This window comes from Sphingomonas sp. DMC8 (assembly GCF_056314185.1).
The window spans coordinates 13,224-31,570 of the sequence record NZ_JBQUYV010000012.1 but is presented as its reverse complement, the minus strand read 5'-3'; the positions used below and the strand labels follow the sequence as shown (position 1 = coordinate 31,570).

At 62.9% G+C, this 18,347-nt stretch carries 16 protein-coding genes; 11 read left to right on the top strand and 5 right to left on the bottom strand.

Annotation, left to right across the window (positions count from 1 at the left end; translation table 11 throughout):
• The first annotated feature begins 129 nt into the window (after positions 1–129).
• Genes ACT53K_RS18915 through ACT53K_RS18900 form a run of 4 tightly spaced genes read left to right on the top strand, consistent with a single transcriptional unit; the run spans position 130 to position 3,693 of the window.
• Positions 130–1,083 carry an NAD(P)H-dependent flavin oxidoreductase gene (locus tag ACT53K_RS18915; protein WP_476230343.1) on the top strand — a complete coding sequence of 318 codons (954 nt, stop codon included), beginning with the start codon at positions 130–132 and terminating at the stop codon, positions 1,081–1,083.
• 3 nt (positions 1,084–1,086) lie between these two features.
• Positions 1,087–1,848, top strand: a complete 762-nt coding sequence (locus ACT53K_RS18910; protein WP_476230342.1) for an enoyl-CoA hydratase/isomerase family protein — start codon at positions 1,087–1,089, stop codon at positions 1,846–1,848.
• 41 nt (positions 1,849–1,889) lie between these two features.
• On the top strand, positions 1,890–2,885 hold the full coding sequence (locus ACT53K_RS18905) for an aldo/keto reductase (RefSeq protein WP_476230341.1): 996 nt from the start codon (positions 1,890–1,892) through the stop codon (positions 2,883–2,885).
• Positions 2,886–2,940: 55 nt separating this feature from the next.
• Complete coding sequence (locus tag ACT53K_RS18900) at positions 2,941–3,693, top strand: SDR family NAD(P)-dependent oxidoreductase (RefSeq protein ID WP_476230340.1); 753 nt, start codon at positions 2,941–2,943, stop codon at positions 3,691–3,693.
• Positions 3,694–3,697: 4 nt separating this feature from the next.
• Here the strand turns inward: ACT53K_RS18900 and ACT53K_RS18895 are convergent, their stop codons facing one another.
• The 5 genes from ACT53K_RS18895 to ACT53K_RS18875 all read right to left on the bottom strand — a co-directional run bounded on the left by ACT53K_RS18895 (position 3,698) and on the right by ACT53K_RS18875 (position 10,668).
• Positions 3,698–4,480: an enoyl-CoA hydratase-related protein gene (locus ACT53K_RS18895; protein WP_476230339.1), complete on the bottom strand. Its 783-nt coding sequence runs from the start codon at positions 4,478–4,480 to the stop codon at positions 3,698–3,700.
• A gap of 215 nt (positions 4,481–4,695) precedes the next feature.
• A complete protein-coding gene (locus ACT53K_RS18890) occupies positions 4,696–6,753 on the bottom strand; it encodes a 3-hydroxyacyl-CoA dehydrogenase NAD-binding domain-containing protein (RefSeq protein ID WP_476230338.1) in 2,058 nt (685 codons plus the stop codon).
• A 64-nt stretch (positions 6,754–6,817) separates the two neighbouring features.
• Entirely contained in the window at positions 6,818–8,005 is a 1,188-nt protein-coding gene (locus tag ACT53K_RS18885) for an acyl-CoA dehydrogenase family protein (protein WP_476230337.1), read from the bottom strand.
• Complete coding sequence (locus tag ACT53K_RS18880; RefSeq protein WP_476230336.1) at positions 7,998–9,206, bottom strand: acetyl-CoA acetyltransferase; 1,209 nt, start codon at positions 9,204–9,206, stop codon at positions 7,998–8,000. Before ACT53K_RS18880 ends, ACT53K_RS18885 begins: the two co-directional genes overlap by 8 nt.
• A gap of 1 nt (position 9,207) precedes the next feature.
• The gene (locus ACT53K_RS18875) at positions 9,208–10,668 is read right to left on the bottom strand and encodes an OB-fold domain-containing protein (RefSeq protein WP_476230335.1); all 1,461 of its coding nucleotides are present in this window, start codon (positions 10,666–10,668) and stop codon (positions 9,208–9,210) included.
• Positions 10,669–10,900: 232 nt separating this feature from the next.
• Between ACT53K_RS18875 and ACT53K_RS18870 the strand changes: the two genes are divergently transcribed.
• From ACT53K_RS18870 to ACT53K_RS18840, 7 genes are all read left to right on the top strand, one after another.
• Complete coding sequence (locus ACT53K_RS18870) at positions 10,901–11,971, top strand: phosphotransferase family protein (protein ID WP_476230334.1); 1,071 nt, start codon at positions 10,901–10,903, stop codon at positions 11,969–11,971.
• Positions 11,968–12,747, top strand: a complete 780-nt coding sequence (locus tag ACT53K_RS18865) for an SDR family NAD(P)-dependent oxidoreductase (protein WP_476230333.1) — start codon at positions 11,968–11,970, stop codon at positions 12,745–12,747. Before ACT53K_RS18870 ends, ACT53K_RS18865 begins: the two co-directional genes overlap by 4 nt.
• A gap of 19 nt (positions 12,748–12,766) precedes the next feature.
• Positions 12,767–14,083 (top strand): acyl-CoA dehydrogenase family protein, encoded by a 1,317-nt coding sequence (locus ACT53K_RS18860; RefSeq protein WP_476230332.1) that lies wholly within the window; start codon positions 12,767–12,769, stop codon positions 14,081–14,083.
• 152 nt (positions 14,084–14,235) lie between these two features.
• Positions 14,236–15,024 (top strand): SDR family oxidoreductase, encoded by a 789-nt coding sequence (locus ACT53K_RS18855; RefSeq protein ID WP_476230331.1) that lies wholly within the window; start codon positions 14,236–14,238, stop codon positions 15,022–15,024.
• 86 nt (positions 15,025–15,110) lie between these two features.
• Positions 15,111–16,277 (top strand): thiolase family protein, encoded by a 1,167-nt coding sequence (locus ACT53K_RS18850; protein ID WP_476230330.1) that lies wholly within the window; start codon positions 15,111–15,113, stop codon positions 16,275–16,277.
• An 8-nt stretch (positions 16,278–16,285) separates the two neighbouring features.
• Positions 16,286–17,497 carry an acetyl-CoA C-acetyltransferase gene (locus ACT53K_RS18845; RefSeq protein WP_476230329.1) on the top strand — a complete coding sequence of 404 codons (1,212 nt, stop codon included), beginning with the start codon at positions 16,286–16,288 and terminating at the stop codon, positions 17,495–17,497.
• A 49-nt stretch (positions 17,498–17,546) separates the two neighbouring features.
• On the top strand, positions 17,547–18,320 hold the full coding sequence (locus ACT53K_RS18840; RefSeq protein ID WP_476230327.1) for an enoyl-CoA hydratase/isomerase family protein: 774 nt from the start codon (positions 17,547–17,549) through the stop codon (positions 18,318–18,320).
• Positions 18,321–18,347 lie beyond the last annotated feature (27 nt).

The following is an 18,347-nucleotide window of genomic DNA, read 5'->3' as shown; positions in this document are numbered from 1 at the left end:
CTATCGATCATTCGTTAGAATTGTCATCGCGAAGCATGACTTCGGATGGCATCGGGAGGGACGAATGAGAGAGGTGAGGAAGGTCGGATCTGTGAAATGCCTGCCGGGTCGCGGTTGCGGGAGCATCGGATGAGCATTCCTGCGCCGCTCCTTCCCGGCCTGCGACTGCCCGTGGTGGTCGCGCCGATGCTGATCCTCTCGACACCGCAGCTCGTCATCGAATGCTGCCGGAACGGGGTGATTGGCACATTTCCCGCACATAACCCGCGAACGACCGCACAATATGGCACGTGGCTCGACGAGATCGAGGCAGCTCGGACGGAAGAGTCGGCGACCTATGGCGTCAACCTGATCGTTGCCAAGGCCAACCATCGCCTGGCGGACGATCTGGCGCTTACCATCCGCCGTCGCGTTCCGCTGGTCATCACATCCTTCGGCGCGGATCGCGAGGTGGTGAAGGCCGTGCACGGCTATGGCGGCATCGTGTTTCACGATGTCGCGAGCGCCCGCCATGTCGAAATCGCTGCGGAAGCCGGCGTCGACGGTGTGATCCTGCTCACCGGGGGCGCCGGCGGTCATACCGGATTCCTGAACCCCTTTGCCTTTCTGCACGATGCGCGGCGCAGGTTCGATGGCACGATCCTGCTCGCCGGCGCACTATCAACAGGCAGCGACATCGCCGGAGCGACCACCGCCGGTGCCGATCTAGCCTATATGGGCACCCGCTTCATCGCGACCGATGAGTCCGTTGCCGCCCCCGAATACAAGGCGATGCTCATTGCCGCCGGTGCTTCGGACGTGGTGGCTACGGCGGCCATGACAGGAACCCCCGCCAGCTTCCTGAACGAATCGCTACGTCGTGCTGGCCTGGATCCCACCAAGCTGGATTTGCGCCACCCCCAGCTACGCGAGGCGCCGGATGGCACCCCGCTGAAGCCCTGGAAGGAAATCTGGTCTGCCGGACAGGGTGTCGCCGGGGTCGATGCAGTCCTTCCGACCGATCGGCTCGTGGGCCAGCTCCGCACGGAATATCGAGAAGCACTCGCGCAGGCCGCAGCGATATCGGCGCGACTAGGGAGTTGAGCGATGACCGAGCAAGCAGTTTCGACGCTTTCGACATCCATCGAGCAAGCGTGCATGGTGATCCGCTTCGAGCGGCCGAGGGTCCTCAACGCCCTTAACAGCGAAATGGTGAATGCGTTCGAACGCGCCCTGCTCGACGCGGAAGCCGATCCCGCGATCCGCGCGATCGTCATCACCGGTTCCGGTCGGGCATTCTCCGTCGGCACTGATCTGAAGGAAGGCGGCATCGATCCAGATGCGCGGGTGCGGCATATGCACGCGCTGATCCTGCGGATCGTCCGCCTGTCGAAGGTAACCGTCGCTGCGATCAACGGCATGGCGCTTGGCGGCGGACTGGAGCTGGCGATGGCCTGCACCTTCAGGGTCGCGGCGACGGACGCGGTTCTCGGGCTGCCGGAAATTACCCATTCGCTGATGCCATCCTATGGCGGTACCCAGCTGCTGCCGCGCATCATCGGCGCTCCCCGCGCCTTAGAGCTTGCGTTGCTCGGTGCACCGATCAGTGCGGCGCGCGCGCTCGAGATCGGGCTCGTGACGCAAGTGAGCGATGACGTGATCGGCACCGCGCTGGCGCTTTGCCTGGCGGCGACCCAGGGGAGTGAAACGGCGCAGCGCGCAGTGCGCGACGCGATCCGCGAAGGCCTCGACCTGTCACTGGAAGCAGGACTGGCGCTGGAGCACCGGTGCGTCATGGGCGTAGCCGATAGCGCCGAGGCGATGGCCGGCGTGGCACACTTCAACGCCCGGACCAAAGCCGGATCCTGAACGGCAACCGCGATGCATACCCTCAAGAAGAGGAAGGCTGGATGATAACACGCCGGTTGACTCAGGAACTCGAGGTCTCCGCGATCGGATTCGGATGCATGGGCCTCAACGCTGCCTTTGCGGAGACCCTGGATCCTGCCGATGCGGTGAAACTGATCCGGCAGGCAGTCCATCGCGGCGTCACGTTGTTCGACACCGCCGAGGTCTATGGCCCCTACATCAACGAGGAACTCGTCGGCGCCGCCCTCGAACCGGACCGCGGCACGGTGCGGATCTCAACCAAGTTCGGTTTCCGGATCGTCGACGGCAAGCAACAGGGCCTCAGTAGCAGGCCCGAGCATATCCGCGCGAGTTGCGAGCAATCGTTGCGGCGGCTCCGATCGGAAGTCATCGATCTCTACTTCCAGCACCGGGTCGACCGACAGGTACCGATCGAAGACGTTGCCGGGACGGTCAGGGAATTGGTCGCAGAAGGCAAGGTGTTGCACTTCGGCCTGTCCGAGCCGAGCGCCGAGGTGCTGCAGCGCGCGCATGCGGTGCACCCCGTCGCCGCCGTGCAGAGCGAATATTCGCTGTGGTCGCGCGACGTGGAGAGCAACGGCATCCTGGAGGCCTGCGACGCGCTGGGCATCGGCTTCATTGCCTATAGCCCGCTCGGGCAGGGCTTTCTCACCGGGACGATGGCACCGGGGCACCAGATCCGCGAAGGCGACCTGCGCCGATCGCTGCCGCGCTTCGCCCCGGCTGCGATCGAGCATAATCAGGCGCTGGTGCGCCTCCTCCGCGAGGCTGCCGCGAAGCGCGGCGTCACCCCCGCGCAGATCGCGCTGGCCTGGCTGCTCGCCCAGCGTCCCACGCTGGTTCCCATTCCCGGTACGACGAAGCGCATCAGACTCGAAGAAAACATCGCCGCGAGCAACATAGATCTCAGTGCGCTGGAGATCGCGCGTTTGAACGAGGCGCTCGCGGCTATCGAGATCATGGGTCCACGTTTCCCGGAGCGGAAGCCTGCTACGCCCCAGCGGGAACGCTCATGAAGTTGGCGGCGATGATCTTCCGAAAGAACCACGAAGTGATGCGAGGATGGGCCCGATGGAGCGATGGCGACTAGACGACAAGGTTGCAGTGGTAACGGGTGCGTCGGCAGGACTGGGCGCGCATTTCGCCACTGTCCTGGCCGGCGCGGGTGCCGAAGTCGTCCTGGCTGCGCGGCGGCCGGAAGCCTTGGCTGCCATCGCGCAGCGGATACGCGCTGACGGGGGCAAGTGCCAGACCATCACGTTGGACGTCACCGACAAAGCCAGCATCACCGCCGCCGCGCCGGCGCTGGCCCGGGTGGACATCCTGATCAACAATGCCGGCGTGGTGCGCGATGCACCGGCGCTCGATCAGAGCGAAGCCGATTGGGACACGGTGATCGATACCAATCTCAAGGGTATTTTCCTGATGTCGCAGGCGGCGGGTCGTGCAATGCGCGCCAGAGGGGCGGGCGGATCGATCATCAACATCACCTCGATCCTAGGTCTACGCCAGGCAGGCGGCGTCCTACCCTATGCAGTGTCCAAATCAGGCGCGATCCAGATGACGAAATCGCTGGCGCTCGAGCTTGCCCGTTTCGGGATACGCGTCAATGCGCTGGCGCCGGGCTATCTGGAGACCGAGCTCAACGCCGGTTTCTGGGAAACCGAGGCAGGCAAGGCCATGATCAGGCGCATCCCGCAACGCCGCCTTGGACAACTTGCCGATCTTGACGGCCCCCTGCTGCTGCTTGCATCGGATCTCTCCCACTACATGACGGGAGCGGTGATCGAAGTCGATGGCGGCCACCTGGTGAGCACGCTATAGCCCGTCAGCGTCCAGTGAAACGCGGCGGGCGCCGCTCCCGATAAGCGGCGACGCCTTCGATAAAGTCGGGCGTTCGACCGGAAGCACGTTGCAATTCGCGCTCGCGCTGCAGTTGTTCGGGCATGGACAAATCGCATGCGGCCCAGGCCGCATCCTTGATATGCGCGAGCGACCTCGGTCCGGCCGCCAATGCGGTAGCAAGCGACAATGCCTCGGTCTCGACTGCGTCGTCGGCTACGACGCGATTGACCAGCCCCCATTCGAGCGCGAGCGCAGCAGGCAGTTTCGTACCGAGCAACATCATTTCCATCGCACGCACGCGCCCGATCGCCTTGGTCAGCAGATAGCTGATACCGCCGTCAGGTGAGAGACCGACATGGCGGAAAGCCGGAAAGAAGAACGCACTCTCCCCCGCGACAATCAGGTCGCCAGCACAGGCGATTCCGCAACCGACGCCCGCCGCAGCACCCTTGACCGCCGTAACGATCGGGAGATGCGACGCCCGCATGTCGAGCAGCAACGGGTTGAAGATGCTGCGCACCCCGGCCGCCACGTCGCGACCCGTATCTTCCAGGTCGAATGTCGCGTCGGATAGGTTAGCGCCCGAACAAAAGGCCCGCCCGACGGAGGTGAGCACAAGAGCGCGAGCCTCGCGCTCGGCACGATGCAACGCGACCAATATCTCGCTGCCCATGGGATCGGTCATGGCGTTGAGCGTTTCCGGCTTGTTGAACCGGACGACTGCGACATCCCCAACCATCTCATAGATCAAGTGTTCGTACGTCATGCGTCTCACTCGTGTAGCGGCGAAACGTGCCTCGCCAGAACATGGTCGAGCGAACCGTTTTCCGTCAACGGCTCGGAAAATGCGACACGGGACAAGGAAGAGCGTTTCCCCAAGCGAAAACGCCCTTGATGCGCGGGAGGGTGCGGATCCGTGCCTCCGGGCATCCCAGCGATGCTGCGAGGCGCAGTCCGGTGCACTGCCGCGCGCCGAGCCGATCAGCGCGTGAAGCTTCCACCATTTGCGGCCTTTTCCCGAAGCAGCTTGCACGGCGCGAACTGTTCGCCATGGATTTTCGCGAGCGCCTCGAGCTTGTCGACCACCTTCTGCAGCCCGATCGTATCGCCCCAGAACATAGGCCCGCCGGTATAGAGCGGCCAGTTATACCCCAATATGCAAGCGACATCGATGTCCGAAGCGCGGATGGCGATGCCTTCTTCCAGTACCTTCGCTCCTTCATTGATCATCGGATACAACAAGCGCGCGACGATCTCTTCGGGCGGCTGCGATGTCCCCCGTGCGACGCGCTTGAACTTAGCGAAGTCGTCGATCGCCTGCGCCGCAATTGGGGAGGGACTGCGTTTCCGATTGGCGTCATAATCGTAGAAGCCGGCACCCGTCTTTTGACCGCGACGACCGAGCTTGACGAGATCGCCATGCAGCGAGCGCTGGTCGTCGTCGCGACCGATCACGTCCAGTCCAACCAGATCGATCATCTCGAACGGACCCATGGCGAACCCGAAGTCGTAGATCGCCTTGTCAATCTCCTCCGGTGTCGGTCCTTCGAGCACCATCGCGTCGGCGAGATGCACGCGAAGCCCCATGATACGATTGACGATGAAACCCGGCCCCACGCGTGACAGAACCGGGACCTTGCCAATGCCCAGAGTCATGCAGGTCGCGATAACTTCCTTGCACGTCTTCTCACCCCGCACGACCTCGAGCAGGCGCATCACATTAGCCGGAGAGAAGAAGTGGAGCCCGATCACCCGCTCGGGCCGGCTGGTGACCGACGCGATCTCGTCGATGTTCAGGAACGAGGTGTTGCTCGCGAGGATAGCCGACGGCTTGGCGATGCGATCAAGGGTCGCAAAAATATCTTTCTTGATCGACATCTGCTCGAATACTGCCTCGATGATCAGGTCGACACCGGAGAGCGCATCGAGGCCGACCACGGGCGTGATGAGCGCCATGCGGCTCTCGACGTCCTCCTGCTTCAGGCGGCCCTTGCGCACCGTGTTCTCGTAGTTCTTGCGGATCACCGAAAGGCCCCGCTCGAGCGCTTCCTGATTCATCTCCGAAAGCACGACCGGCAGCCCGGCGTTCAGGAAGTTCATTGCGATGCCGCCGCCCATCGTTCCCGCGCCGATCACGCCCACCGACTTTACCGGCAGACGCGGCGTATCGGAGGGCACGTCAGGGATCTTGCTCGTCTGGCGTTCGGCAAAGAAATAATAACGCTGCGCCTCCGATTCGATTGAATCGTGCAACTCGTGAAACAGTTCGCGCTCGCGCAGAATACCCTGCTCGAACGGCAATTCGACCGCTGCCTGAATCGCCTTTATGATATGCCCCGGTGCCTTGAAGCCCCGCGTCGATCGGGCGACCTTTTCGCGATACGCATCGAACAGCCCGGTATTTCCCTTGTCGGCATCGACCTTGTCCTGCCGGTCGCGTACGCGTTGCAGAGGTCGCCCTTGTTCAAGCAGCGTCCGGGCGAAGGCGATTGCATCCTCCCGCAGCCGTCCTTCTTCGGCGAGCGCGTCGACCATGCCAAGCGCAAGCGCCCGCTTTGCTGGGACAGGATCTCCGCCGACGATGATATCCAGAGCCGCAGCGGCGCCGACGATGCGAGGAAGGCGCTGCGTACCGCCGGCGCCAGGCAGTAGCCCAAGCTTCACTTCCGGCAGCCCGACCTTCGCCGAGGGAACGGCAATCCGGTAATGGCAAGTGAGCGCCAGTTCGTAGCCGCCGCCCAGAGCCGTGCCGTGGATCGCCGCGACTACCGGTTTGCCGCCATTCTCGATCGAGTGCAGCGTGCCCAGCAGATCAGGTTGCTCGATCGGCTTGCCGAATTCGGAAATATCCGCGCCTGCAAAAAACGTCCGCCCACCACAGATCAGCACGATCGCCTTGACGGCGTCATCGGCACCGAACTTCGTAAACCCTTCATGTAGAGCCCGCCGCACCTTGATTCCCAGTGCGTTAACGGGAGGCGAATCGATGGTGATGATGCCAATGCCGTCCTCGACCGCGTACGATCCTACTTCGCTCACGATATTCCCCTCATCCTGTATCTGACGATACGAGCGCTTGCTGGCGCTCGAGTAGACAGCGCGATCATTGCCGTTCGGCGAAGTCGCGCAGCATGTTCTTGGCGATCACCAGTTGCTGGATTTGCGTCGTGCCCTCATAGATCCGATAGAGACGCACATCGCGATAGAAACGCTCGACCTCATATTCGGACATGTACCCGGCGCCGCCATAGATCTGGACCGCGCGGTCTGCGATGCGGCCGCATGCTTCGGTCGCAAACATCTTGACGCAACTTGCTTCGGTAGAAAATGTCCGCCCGGACTCGGCGCGCCGGATCGCGTCGGCGATCATGCACTCGGCGGCGTAGAGTTCGGCTTTCGAATCCGCGAGCATCGCCTGGATCAACTGAAAATTGCAGATCGCCTGTCCGAAGGCCTTTCGCTCGGTCGCGTAGCGCAACGCGGATTCCAGGATACGGCGCGAATAGCCGATGGCGGCGCCGCCCACCGAAAGACGTCCGGTATCGAGGGCTTTCATGGCAGTCTTGAAGCCGTTGCCTTCTTCCCCCCCGAGCAGCGCGGCCGTCGGCACCCGTACGTCTTCGAGTACGATGTCACCTGTCAAGGCACCGGATTGCCCCATCTTCTTGTCGGGTTTCGCGCGCGTCAGGCCTGGTGTGTCTGCGGGCACGATGAATGCGGAGACGTGCTTATTCTTCGGCAGGTTTTCGGCAGTCGTGCGCGCCATCACCAGCACCATGTCCGCGATCGGGCCATTCGTGATGTAGCGCTTCGTGCCGTTCAGGACATAGTCGCTGCCGTCCCGCACCGCGCGTGTCCGCAAACCGGCTGAATCGGAACCGCTGTCGGGCTCCGTCAGCGCAAAGCAGCCCATCGCCCCATTAGCTAGGCGGGGCATCCATTCACGCCGCTGTTCTTCGGTCGCGCTCGTCTTGAACGCGGTGGTCACCATACCGGTGTTGATCGAGAGCGCAGAACGGAACGCGGGGGCCGCCCAGGATATCTCCATGACGGTTTCGATATATTCTCCGAGACTTAACCCGAGGCCGCCATATTGTTGCGGCGTCGTCAGGCCGAACAGGCCGAGGTCACACATCTCGTCCAGCAGGTCACGCGGCACCTGCCCTGCCTCGAAGACTCGTTCCTCTTCGGGAACGAGGCGCTCGCGCACGAACTTCCGGACTTGGTCGAGAAAAGCCTCGAAAACATCCGCTTCCATCGTCCTGGCCAGCGTTGCGGAAAGCTCAGACATTTGCCAGCCCCACAATAGCGACAGCAGAAACGTTTTCGCACGGCTGGCCACCGAGGTTCTGACTGAGTGCTAAACTCGGCGCAGTCTTGACCTGCCGGTCGCCCGCACGACCCAGCAATTGTAGGTAGTTTTCGTAGATCATGCGAAGCCCTGATGCGCCGATCGGGTGACCAAAGCATTTGAGGCCGCCATCGATCTGACATGGTATCTTGCCGTCAGCGTCGAACATCCCGTCCCGGACGTCGCGCCATGCCTGCCCTTCCTTGGAAAGAAACAAATCCTCCATCGTGATAAGCTCGGTGATCGAAAAGCAGTCATGGACCTCGGTCAGGTTGATCTGCTCGCGCGGGCTGGAGACTCCCGCCTCGGCATACGCCTTGGTCGCCGCGATGCGGGTCGTGTGGAAATAGCTTCCGTTCCATCCGCCAGCCTGCTGCATCTCCCAGCCATTGGACATCGCCAGCTGCAATGCCTTGACCGTCACCAGGTCTTTCTTGCCAAGGCTGCGCGCAATTTCCGGGGTCGTGACGATCGCACAGGCTGCGCCATCCGAGACGCCGCAGCAATCGAACAATCCAAGCGGCTCCGCGATCATCGGTGCATTGAGGACCGTGTCCATGTCGACGGCATTGCGCAAATGAGCCTTCGGGTTTTTCGCACCGTTCGCATGCGACTTCACCGAGACATGGGCGATCGCACGTTTTAGGTCATCAGCACCAATGCCATGGACAGCGCGATATGCTGACGCGAGCTGCGCGAAATTTCCCGGTCCGGATCCCTCCACACCGACCATATCGAACGTACTGCCGATCGTGCGAACCGGAAGACCGCCATAACCCGTGTCCTTCAGCTTCTCGACCCCCATCGCCAAGGCGATGTCTGCCGCTCCCGACGCCACGGCATATACCGCCCCTCGAAAGGACTCGGTTCCGGAGGCACAGTAGTTCTCAACTTTGGTAACGCCGATATTGGGGAGGCGCAGTGCGAACGACATCGGAATACCAGACGATCCGATATTGACGACGTCATAGGCAACGCCAAGCCAGGCGGCGTCGATTTGCGAAACGTCGATACCCGCGTCGATAATCGCCTCATCGAACGCCTCGACCATAAGGTCGCCAGCGTCCTTGTCCCATCGCTCACCGAACTTGGCGCACCCCATCCCCAGGATCGCGACCTTGTCCTTGATGCCGCTCGCCATATCAAACCTCCGTCATAACAGGGCGGGCCTTCCAGAAATATTTTCGAAATCCTCGGGATTTATCGAAAGCCTTGATCCGGAAGGCCATTTCCAGCTCCATTCCAACTTCGAGCGCGCCCGCCTCCACGTCGGTCAGTTCAGCCTTCAAACGGCCCCCACCCTCGAAGTCGATCAGCCCGTAGTAGAGGGGCGGCGCTGGCGTGTAGGACAGGGCATCGGCAGTGTAGGTGATGAGGCGCGCCCGCTTATCCGCCAACGGATAGTCTTCCAGCGTCCCGCGCACCGGCTTGTTCGGATTCACGCCGATCTCGCTCTTCGGGAACTGGACGGTACCGGTCTGGGTGCAACGCCCGCCAACCAGCCCCAGCACTTCCTTGCGTCGCCGCCACAAGGAGGCCGAAAACTGCTTGTTGTCGGCTTCCGCGCGCATCCCGGTCTCGAGTTCCACCTGGCCGCGGTGAAAGAGCCAGCGCATATAATTTCGCTCCTCCACACGCCGCGCGAGATGGCCTTGGACACCTCTGCGGGGCACCAGGCGACACAAAGCCTCGGTCGCTTCGAACAAGATGACGTCCACGCCCTGACCGAAGCCAACCAGCAAAATCTTCTCGCCCGGCTGCGCGCGTTCGAGGACGGAGACCAACAGAACCAGCGGATGGGCGGCTCCGCTGTCTCCGAGCTGCTCGGCGAGCGTCGGCACGACCGCGTCCGGTCGAAAGCCGGCCTTCTTGGCCACCGAGGCAGCCACGCCGCGTCCGTTCAAAGGGATGATGACGTGATCAACGGCGTCCGCCGCGATCTGAAGTGAGCCCAGCCCATCCTTGAGCGCCGTCACCAGCAGTCCGTGATGGCCCTCGTCGCGGATCCAGCGTCCCTCCCAACCATAATCGAAATCCGAGCCCGCCGCTCGGGAATGGTCGACGAAATCTGCGGTGACGCTGTAGGCGCCGAGATAGTCAGCGATCGTATCGCCATGTCCCACCACGACGCTCGCTGCCGCGTCCCCGTTCGACAACTCGGCTTCCGATGCGGGGCGCGACTTGCGCATGTCGGATGCGATGCAGATCTGCGGAGCTGCCCCTTGGATCGCCGTTGTGCGCAATGCCTGGATCAAAGCGCTGGTGCCGGCACGCAGGCTGCCGCACGCGTCCATAGCACCGACGGCGTCGCCCAGATTCAAAGCTTCCTTGACGATGCCGGCATTCTGCCGGTCCGCAAAAGGCAATGTCGTCGATGCGAGGACGACGGTGCCGACGCGCGAACGATCCAGGCCGACCAACCCGTCACGGGCGGCTTCGACCGCCATAGTGATGCTGTCCTCATCCCAGTCGCCGATCGCCCGCTCGCCTTTTGCAAGGCCCTTCAATCCCGGTGCGAACCATTCGTGGATCGAATGTATCGCGGCACGTTGCAGGCGCCGTTTCGGCACATAGGCACCAAAGCCGATAATTCCGCTCATCATGCATCCTCCGCACACGAATCCGAGAGTCGCACCAGCCGAAAACCCGCATGCGCCCGCTTCACGCCCGCGCGCCGCGGTGGACACGAGCGCAGGCTCGGCAAAGGCCTAGCATTACCGATCGAATATTCAATAGGTATCTATCGACACGCGCTGCGTCAGATTATATAGACGTTTATCCATAATCTGATTTTATGTTCATCCAAAACAACTGATCGAGAGAGGTGTCGGCGGCGTGCAGAATAGGAGTACCGACGCACATCTGCTTCCGGCGCGGGAGTTCGAACACTGGGCGAATCAGCACCTGCCGTTGCTGGGAGACGGGCCGCTTCAGGCCACCCAGCTGACCGGCGGCTCCTCCAACGCGGTGTTTCGCATCACGCGCGGGGGCGAGACTGCCGTATTGCGCCGCCCACCCCGCGTGCCTCGTCCGGACAGCGAGAGAATCCTTGGCCGCGAAGCACGAATCCTTACGGTGCTGAACGGAACGAAGGTTCGCGCTCCGCACATGCTCGCTTGGTGTGCCGCGCGCGACGTCATCGGCGTGTCCTTTTACGTCATGGCCTTCGTGGACGGCTGGGGATACTATGGCGACGGGCCGCTACCGCCTCCCTATGACGACCCCGCAGCCGATCGCAGCGAATTGGCGTTCGAACTCATCCGCGGGCTTGCTGATCTCTCGCGCATCGACCATCGCGCAGTGGGTCTTAACGATTTCGGACGCGGCGAGAAATTTCTCTCGCGTCAGGTAGAGCGATGGCTGGGACAACTTGCCAGTTATCGCGAGACCGAAGGCTATGCAGGACGGGTATTACCCGGTCTTGATTATGTGACCGACTGGCTGGAGGCCAACCTGCCCGAGACCCCGCGGCTCGGCATCATCCATGGCGACTATGGATTTGCGAATACCCTGTTCGACAAGAGGCGAAAGGGACAGCTGGCGGCGATCATCGATTGGGAATTGTCCACCATCGGCGATCCGCTGCTGGATCTAGGTTGGACGGTGTATGGCTTCCGACCGGCCGATCCCGGCGGGGTCGCACCTCCACCCGAACTGTTCGATCCAACGCACTTTCCACCGCGAGAGGAACTGATCGCCCTGTACGGTGAGCTTTCGGGGCTGCCGACCGACAATATCGACTATTACATGGTACTTGCTCAATTCAAGCTCGCTACCCTGCTGGAACGTAAATACGCCGAGTCCCTCACAGGGAAAATGCCCCGGCAACAAGGCGAGTTTTTCGGCCGACTAACGCTCAACCTTCTTTCCTGCGCAGAACAGATCGCGAAAAGATCGAAGCTGTGACCAGGACACCTGCCGAACTGTTCGATTTGTCTTCCATGGTTGCGCTGGTTACCGGCGGCAGTCGCGGTCTGGGCCGCGAGATGGCGCTGGCCTTCGCTGCCGCCGGAGCCGATGTCGTGATCGCCAGCCGCAAAATGGAGGCGTGCGAAGTCGTGGCCCGAGAGATCGAGGCGATGGGTCGTCACGCCCTCCCCGTCGCGGCGCATGTCGGGGAATGGGACGAGCTTCTTGCACTCGCGGATGCGGCATGGGGCTGGAAAGGGCATGTCGATATCCTGGTTAACAATGCCGGCCTGTCGCCGCTTGCGCCCTCTCCCCACGAAACCAGCGAAGCGCTGTTCGACAAGATCGTTGACGTCAACTTCAAGGGCCCCTTCCGCCTCACCGCGCTGATCGCGGAGCGGATGGCTGCAGGGCGCGGTGGGTCGGTCATCAACATCTCGTCGACCGGCGCGTTGCGACCGGCCGCAAACTTCGGACCATATGCCGGGGCGAAGGCCGGTCTCAACGCGATGAGCGTCGCGCTTGCCATGGCCTACGCGCCCAAGGTGCGCATCAACGTGATCTCGCCAGGGGCGTTTCGTACCGACATTTCCAGGGCCTGGGCGGACGATCCCGCCGTCGGAGGCGACATCCCGATGCGCCGCATCGGAGAACCACGCGAGATCGTGACCGCCGCATTGTACCTCGCCAGCCCCGCCTCCTCCTACACCACCGGTGCCATTCTCCGCGTCGACGGTGCGGGTCCGGCGCCTGGATCGGCATTCAAACCGTAGCATCAGCAAAGGCAACACGATGACCGATTTCAGCCTCTCCCCTGAATTCCAGGCCAAGCTCGACTGGATCCGCGATTTCGTGCGCGAGAAAGTCGAGCCCATGGACTATCTGTTCGACCAATACGGCTCCCAACCATACGACGTGACCGACGTCGCATCGCGCGCGGTGCTAAAGCCACTTCAGGCGATCGTGAAGGAAAAGGGGCTTTGGGGTCTCCATCTGCCGCAAGAACTGGGTGGCCCTGGCTTCGGCAGCGTACAGCTCACCTACATCAACGAAATTCTCGGCCGCAGCTTCTGGGCACCGACCGTGTTCGGCTGTCAGGCACCCGACAGTGGCAATGGCGAAATTCTGGCACGCTTCGGGACGGAAGCGCAGAAGCGGCAATTCCTTGATCCGTTGCAGGCTGGCGAAATCTACTCGTGCTTCTCGATGACTGAGGTCGAGGGCGGTTCCGATCCGACTCAGTTTCGCCTGTCCGCCTCGCTTGACGGGGACGAATGGGTACTCAATGGCGAGAAATGGTTTTCATCCAACGGGCACCACGCGGCGTTCTTCATCGTGATCGCGCGGACCGAGAGCGACGATAGGCCCCGCCACGAGCGCTTCAGCGCCATTCTGGTGCCCGCCGGCACACCCGGGATCGAGATCGTCCAACAGGTAGGAATCTTTGGCGAACCCTATGGGGAAGGGGGGCACCCGCACCTGCGCTACAACAATGTGCGCGTTCCACGCGATAACATATTGGGCGCACCTGGCGAAGGCTTCAAGGTAGCACAAGCACGCCTTGGCGGAGGCCGTATTCATCACGCGATGCGAACCGTTGGTCAGGCCCGCAAGGCACTCGAGATGATGATCGAGCGCGCCGCATCACGGACCACCCAGGGTGAGTTGCTGGCGCGCAAACAGCTGGTCCAGGTGGACGTGGCGGATTGCTGGATCATGATTGAGGAACTGCAGCTGCTGATCCTGAAAACCGCCTGGCTGCTGGATCGTGGCATGGAGCATGAAGCGATCCAGTGGATCGGCGCGTGCAAGGTGCGATGCGCACAGGTGATCGATCACGTCATCCGGAAGGCCACGCATCTGCTCGGATCGCTCGGCTTGACGAACCTCACCCCGCTGGCGCGCGTCTATTATTCGGCACCGGTTATGGGCATGGCGGATGGCCCCACCGAAATTCATCAAATGCAGGTCGGGCGTATCCTGCTGAAGGACGCCAAGCCGGCACCGGGCCGCTTTCCAACCGATTACCTTCCGGACCTCAAGGCGAACGCCGAAGCCCTCTACGGCGAACAGGTGCGGGCCGCGCTCGCTGCCGCGGGCCGCGCCTGAAACCAAAGCGCGCCAGGCGGCGCCGCCCGCTTGGCACCCCTTGACGCAAGACAGCTCGGGGCGCTACCTTTCGAACGTTCAATCGGTAGAATCATTCGCGACGCCCCGCTTCGTCAGAAGCCGCCGACAGAACCGGATGAGGATGGATGATCATGGCAGATTTTCGTAACGAGAATTTCCGGGTGGACGGCAAGGTTGCGATCGTGACGGGCGCTGGCGGCCGAGGCAATTCGATCGGCCGCGCCTATGCGATAGCTTTGGCGCAAGCCGGTGCCCAGGTCATCGTTGCCGATCTTAATGCGGCCGGGGCGCAGTCCGTCGCTGATGAGATCCTCGCGGCGGGCGGAAGCGCGAAGGCGGTCGAGGTCGACATCACGGACACGCCTTCGGTGGAAGCGATGGCACGGGTCGCGACGGAGACGTTTGGCGGGATCGACATCTTGGTGAACAACGCTGCGCTGATGGTCGAAATCACTACGGCGCCGCTGATGGATACCGATCGGGCGACATTCGACAAATCGATGGCCGTGAACACCTGGGGCGCTTTCAACTGCGCCAAGGTCTGCGTGCCTTCGATGGTCGCCCGCGGCGGCGGCGCGATCGTCAATCAGGTTTCGGCCGGCGCCTTTCCCGCGCAGTCGCTGTACGGCATCACCAAGCTCGCGCTGGTGGCGTTGACGACCTCGCTCGCAACCCATCTCGGGCCGCAGAACATTCGCGTCAACGCCATTGCCCCCGGCATAACCGCAACCGATGCCGGGCTCTCGCTCACGCCGCCCGACCACCCCTGGTCGCAGATGGTCGAGGCTCGCGCACCCATCAACGCCCGCGACACGCCGGATGCCTTGTGCGGCGCATTGCTGTTGCTGGTCTCGGAAGCCGGTCGGTGGATGACCGGACAGACGCTCAACGTCGACGGCGGGTTCATCATGCGCAACTGATGGCAATCGCGCGCCCGATCGCCGGCCGGCGATCCGCGCCCATACCGATCGCCAGCGGGCGGATGCCAATTTGGAAGGGAATGGAAATGTCTCCAGTCATCGTTTCGGCGGTCCGGACCGCCGTCGGCACCGCCCGCAAGGGGATGTTCGCACACACCGAAGTCGAACAACTGGCCATTCCGGTCTTGAAAGCAGTGATCGAGCGCGTGGGCGTCGATCCGTCCCAAATCGACGACGTCATTCTGGCGGAATCCGGCTATGGCGGCGGCGCGGTGGCGCGCTATGCGGCGCTCGAGGCTGGGATGACGGCCGGCGGCGGCGTGGCGCTCAACCGCCACTGCGCCGGTAGCCTGACCGCGCTCGGATTTGCTGCCGCTGCGGTTGCGGCGGGCATGGAACGCTATGTGATTGCTGGCGGCGCCTATTCCTACTCGCTCGGACCGAAGCTGAGCCGCCGCATTCCCGGCGGCGACGCGTATGAGCCTTGGTATCCGCCGACGCACCTATCGACGGACGAAGCGCCCAATCTCGACATGTCGATTACCGTGGGCTGGAACACCGCGAAGGAAGCCGGGCTCACCCGCGAAGAACAGGATGCCTGGGCCGTCCGGTCCCACCAGCGCGCCATCGCCGCGATCGATGCGGGCCAGTTCGACGAGGAGATTGTCCCGGTCATGGCATTGATGGCCGACGGATCCTACCGCGAATGCCGCGTCGACGAGCATCCGCGCCGCGAAACCTCGATGGAAGTGCTGGCCGGCCTGCGCGTGATCCACCCGGAGATCGCGGGATTCAGCGTCACCGCAGGCAATTCGAGCGGAATCAACGATGCTGCCAGCGCCATGCTGGTTACCAGTGCCGACATCGCCGCTTCCGACAAGCTGGAGGTCAAGGCGAAGGTGCTCGGCTGGACCGCCCTCGGCATCGATCCGCGCCTGACGGGACTTGCCGTGCCGGGTGTCGTCAGGAAGTTGCTGGCACGCGCAAACCGTAAGCCGCAGGACGTCGCGCTCTGGGAGATCAACGAAGCCTTCGCATCGGTGCCCATTGCGGCGGTGCGCGAGCTCGACCTGGATGACGAACGCGTCAACATATCCGGCAGTGGTTGCAGCATCGGTCATCCGATCTCGGCTTCGGGCGGCCGCATGATCACGACCCTGATCAACGATCTTCGGCGTCGCGGTGGCGGGCTGGGGGTCGCCACGATGTGCGCGGGCGGCGGCCAAGCCGGCGCCGTGCTGATCGAAGTCTGAGTTATACGGTGATCGACGCCTATGTCCTTGAGCCGGTTCGCACGCCGGTCGGCCGCTATGGCGGCATTTTCCGCGACCTCACGGCGGCCCAACTCGCTGAGACCGTACTGCGCGGACTCGTCGAGCGCACCCGCATCACCGGGAATGATGTCGACGACGTGATCTTCGGCCAGTGCTCTCCCAATGGCGAGGCACCGGCGATCGGCCGTATTGCCGCGCTGGACAGCGAACTCGGCATCGCGGCGCCGGGCATCCAGATCGATCGCCGCTGCGGATCGGGCCTTCAGGCCATCCTTGACGCCGCAATGCGCATCCAGACCGGCGCTGCCGATCTCGTCATCGCCGGCGGAGTAGAGGCGATGAGCCAGGCCGAACATTATGTGTTGGGGGGCCGCTTCGGCCTGAAGGGCGACTCCCAGCCCTTCTGGGATCGCATCGCGCGGGGGCGGATCACCTCCGGCGGGCGGCATCATCCCGTCCCCGGCGGCATGATCGAAACGGCAGAAAATCTGCGCCGGGAATTCTCGATCGACCGCGAGGCACAGGACCGGGTCGCGTTCGCGTCGCATGCTCGTGCGGTCGCCGCGCAGCGCGAGGGGCGCTTCGTGCAAGAGATCATCCCGGTGCGTGTTCCGCAAAAGGGCAAGGTAGCCAGCGTCGACACCGATGAACATCCGCGTGCGGACGTCACGCTCGAAGGCCTTGCCGCGCTCCGCCCCGTCCGCGCCGGCATCGATGCGGAGGCAACGGTCACCGCCGGAAACGCCAGCGGCCAGAATGATGGTGCCGCTGCCTGTATTGTCGCCAGCGCCCGCAAGGCAGAAGCCTTGGGACTCCGCCCGGTTGCGCGGCTCGTATCCTGGGCGACAGCCGGCGTCGGTCCCGAACGTATGGGGATCGGCCCGGTCCCGGCGACGCAGCGTGCGCTCGATCGCGCCGGACTGTCGCTCGCCGACATCGATCTCATAGAACTGAACGAAGCCTTCGCCGCACAGGTGCTGGCCTGTACCCATCTGTGGCAACTGGGTGCAGACGATTTCTCGCGCATCAACGTCAACGGCTCGGGCATTTCGCTCGGCCACCCGCTCGGCGCGACGGGCGTGCGCATCGCAGCGACAGGCTTGCGCGAACTCGACCGGCGAGGCGGCCGCTACCTTCTGGAGACGATGTGCATCGGCGGCGGCCAGGGGCTCGCCGCCATTTTCGAACGCGTGCCCTGAGCAATGTGGCTAAGCTCGCACACGACCAATATCGCTAAGGAACCGTGGAATGTCGTTTGATACCATTCTTTTCAGCAAGGAAGACACGGGCGTCGCCACGATCACGCTCAATCGCCCGGAAAGGATGAATGCATTCAACCAGCAGATGCTGGAAGACATGGAAGCCGTCTGGAAAATCGTCCGCGAAGACCCGGAGATCAAGTGCGTCGTTCTGCGCGGCGCTCCCGGCCGCGCGTTCTGCACGGGCGTGGACGTGATCGACGGCATCACCTTCTATCCCGACGAGCCGTTCCGCGAACGCGACCCCGGGGCTATGCTCGCCCCCAAGACGAACCAGGTCTGGAAGCCGGTCATCGGTGCCGTCCATGGACTATGCGCAGGCGGCGCCTTCTATTTCCTCAACGAGTGCGACTTCATCATTTGCTCGCAGGACGCGCAGTTCTTCGATCCCCATGTAAGCTTCGGCGTCGTTCCTTCCTGTGAACCGATCGGAGCATCGCATCGGATGCCCTATGGCGACATCATGCGCATGATCCTGCTGGGGAACAGCGAGCGGATTTCGGCCGAGACGGCGTTGCGCATGAGCTTGGTGAGCGAGATCGTCGAAAACGACAAGCTTTGGACGCGGGCGGACGAACTCGCCGCGATCATCGCAGCCAAGCCCGCCCAGGCGGTCCAGGGAGCGGTCAAGGCAATGTGGGAAGCGCTGGACATGCCCTATTCGGTCGCGGTGCGGAACGGGTACAAGTATCCGCAGATCGTCAATCCCCCCGACTGGCAAGACCGCAGCGCGTTCAAAAAAGAGAGCGTTTCCATCCGCTAACGCTGCAAACGACGAGCCAGGAGGGGT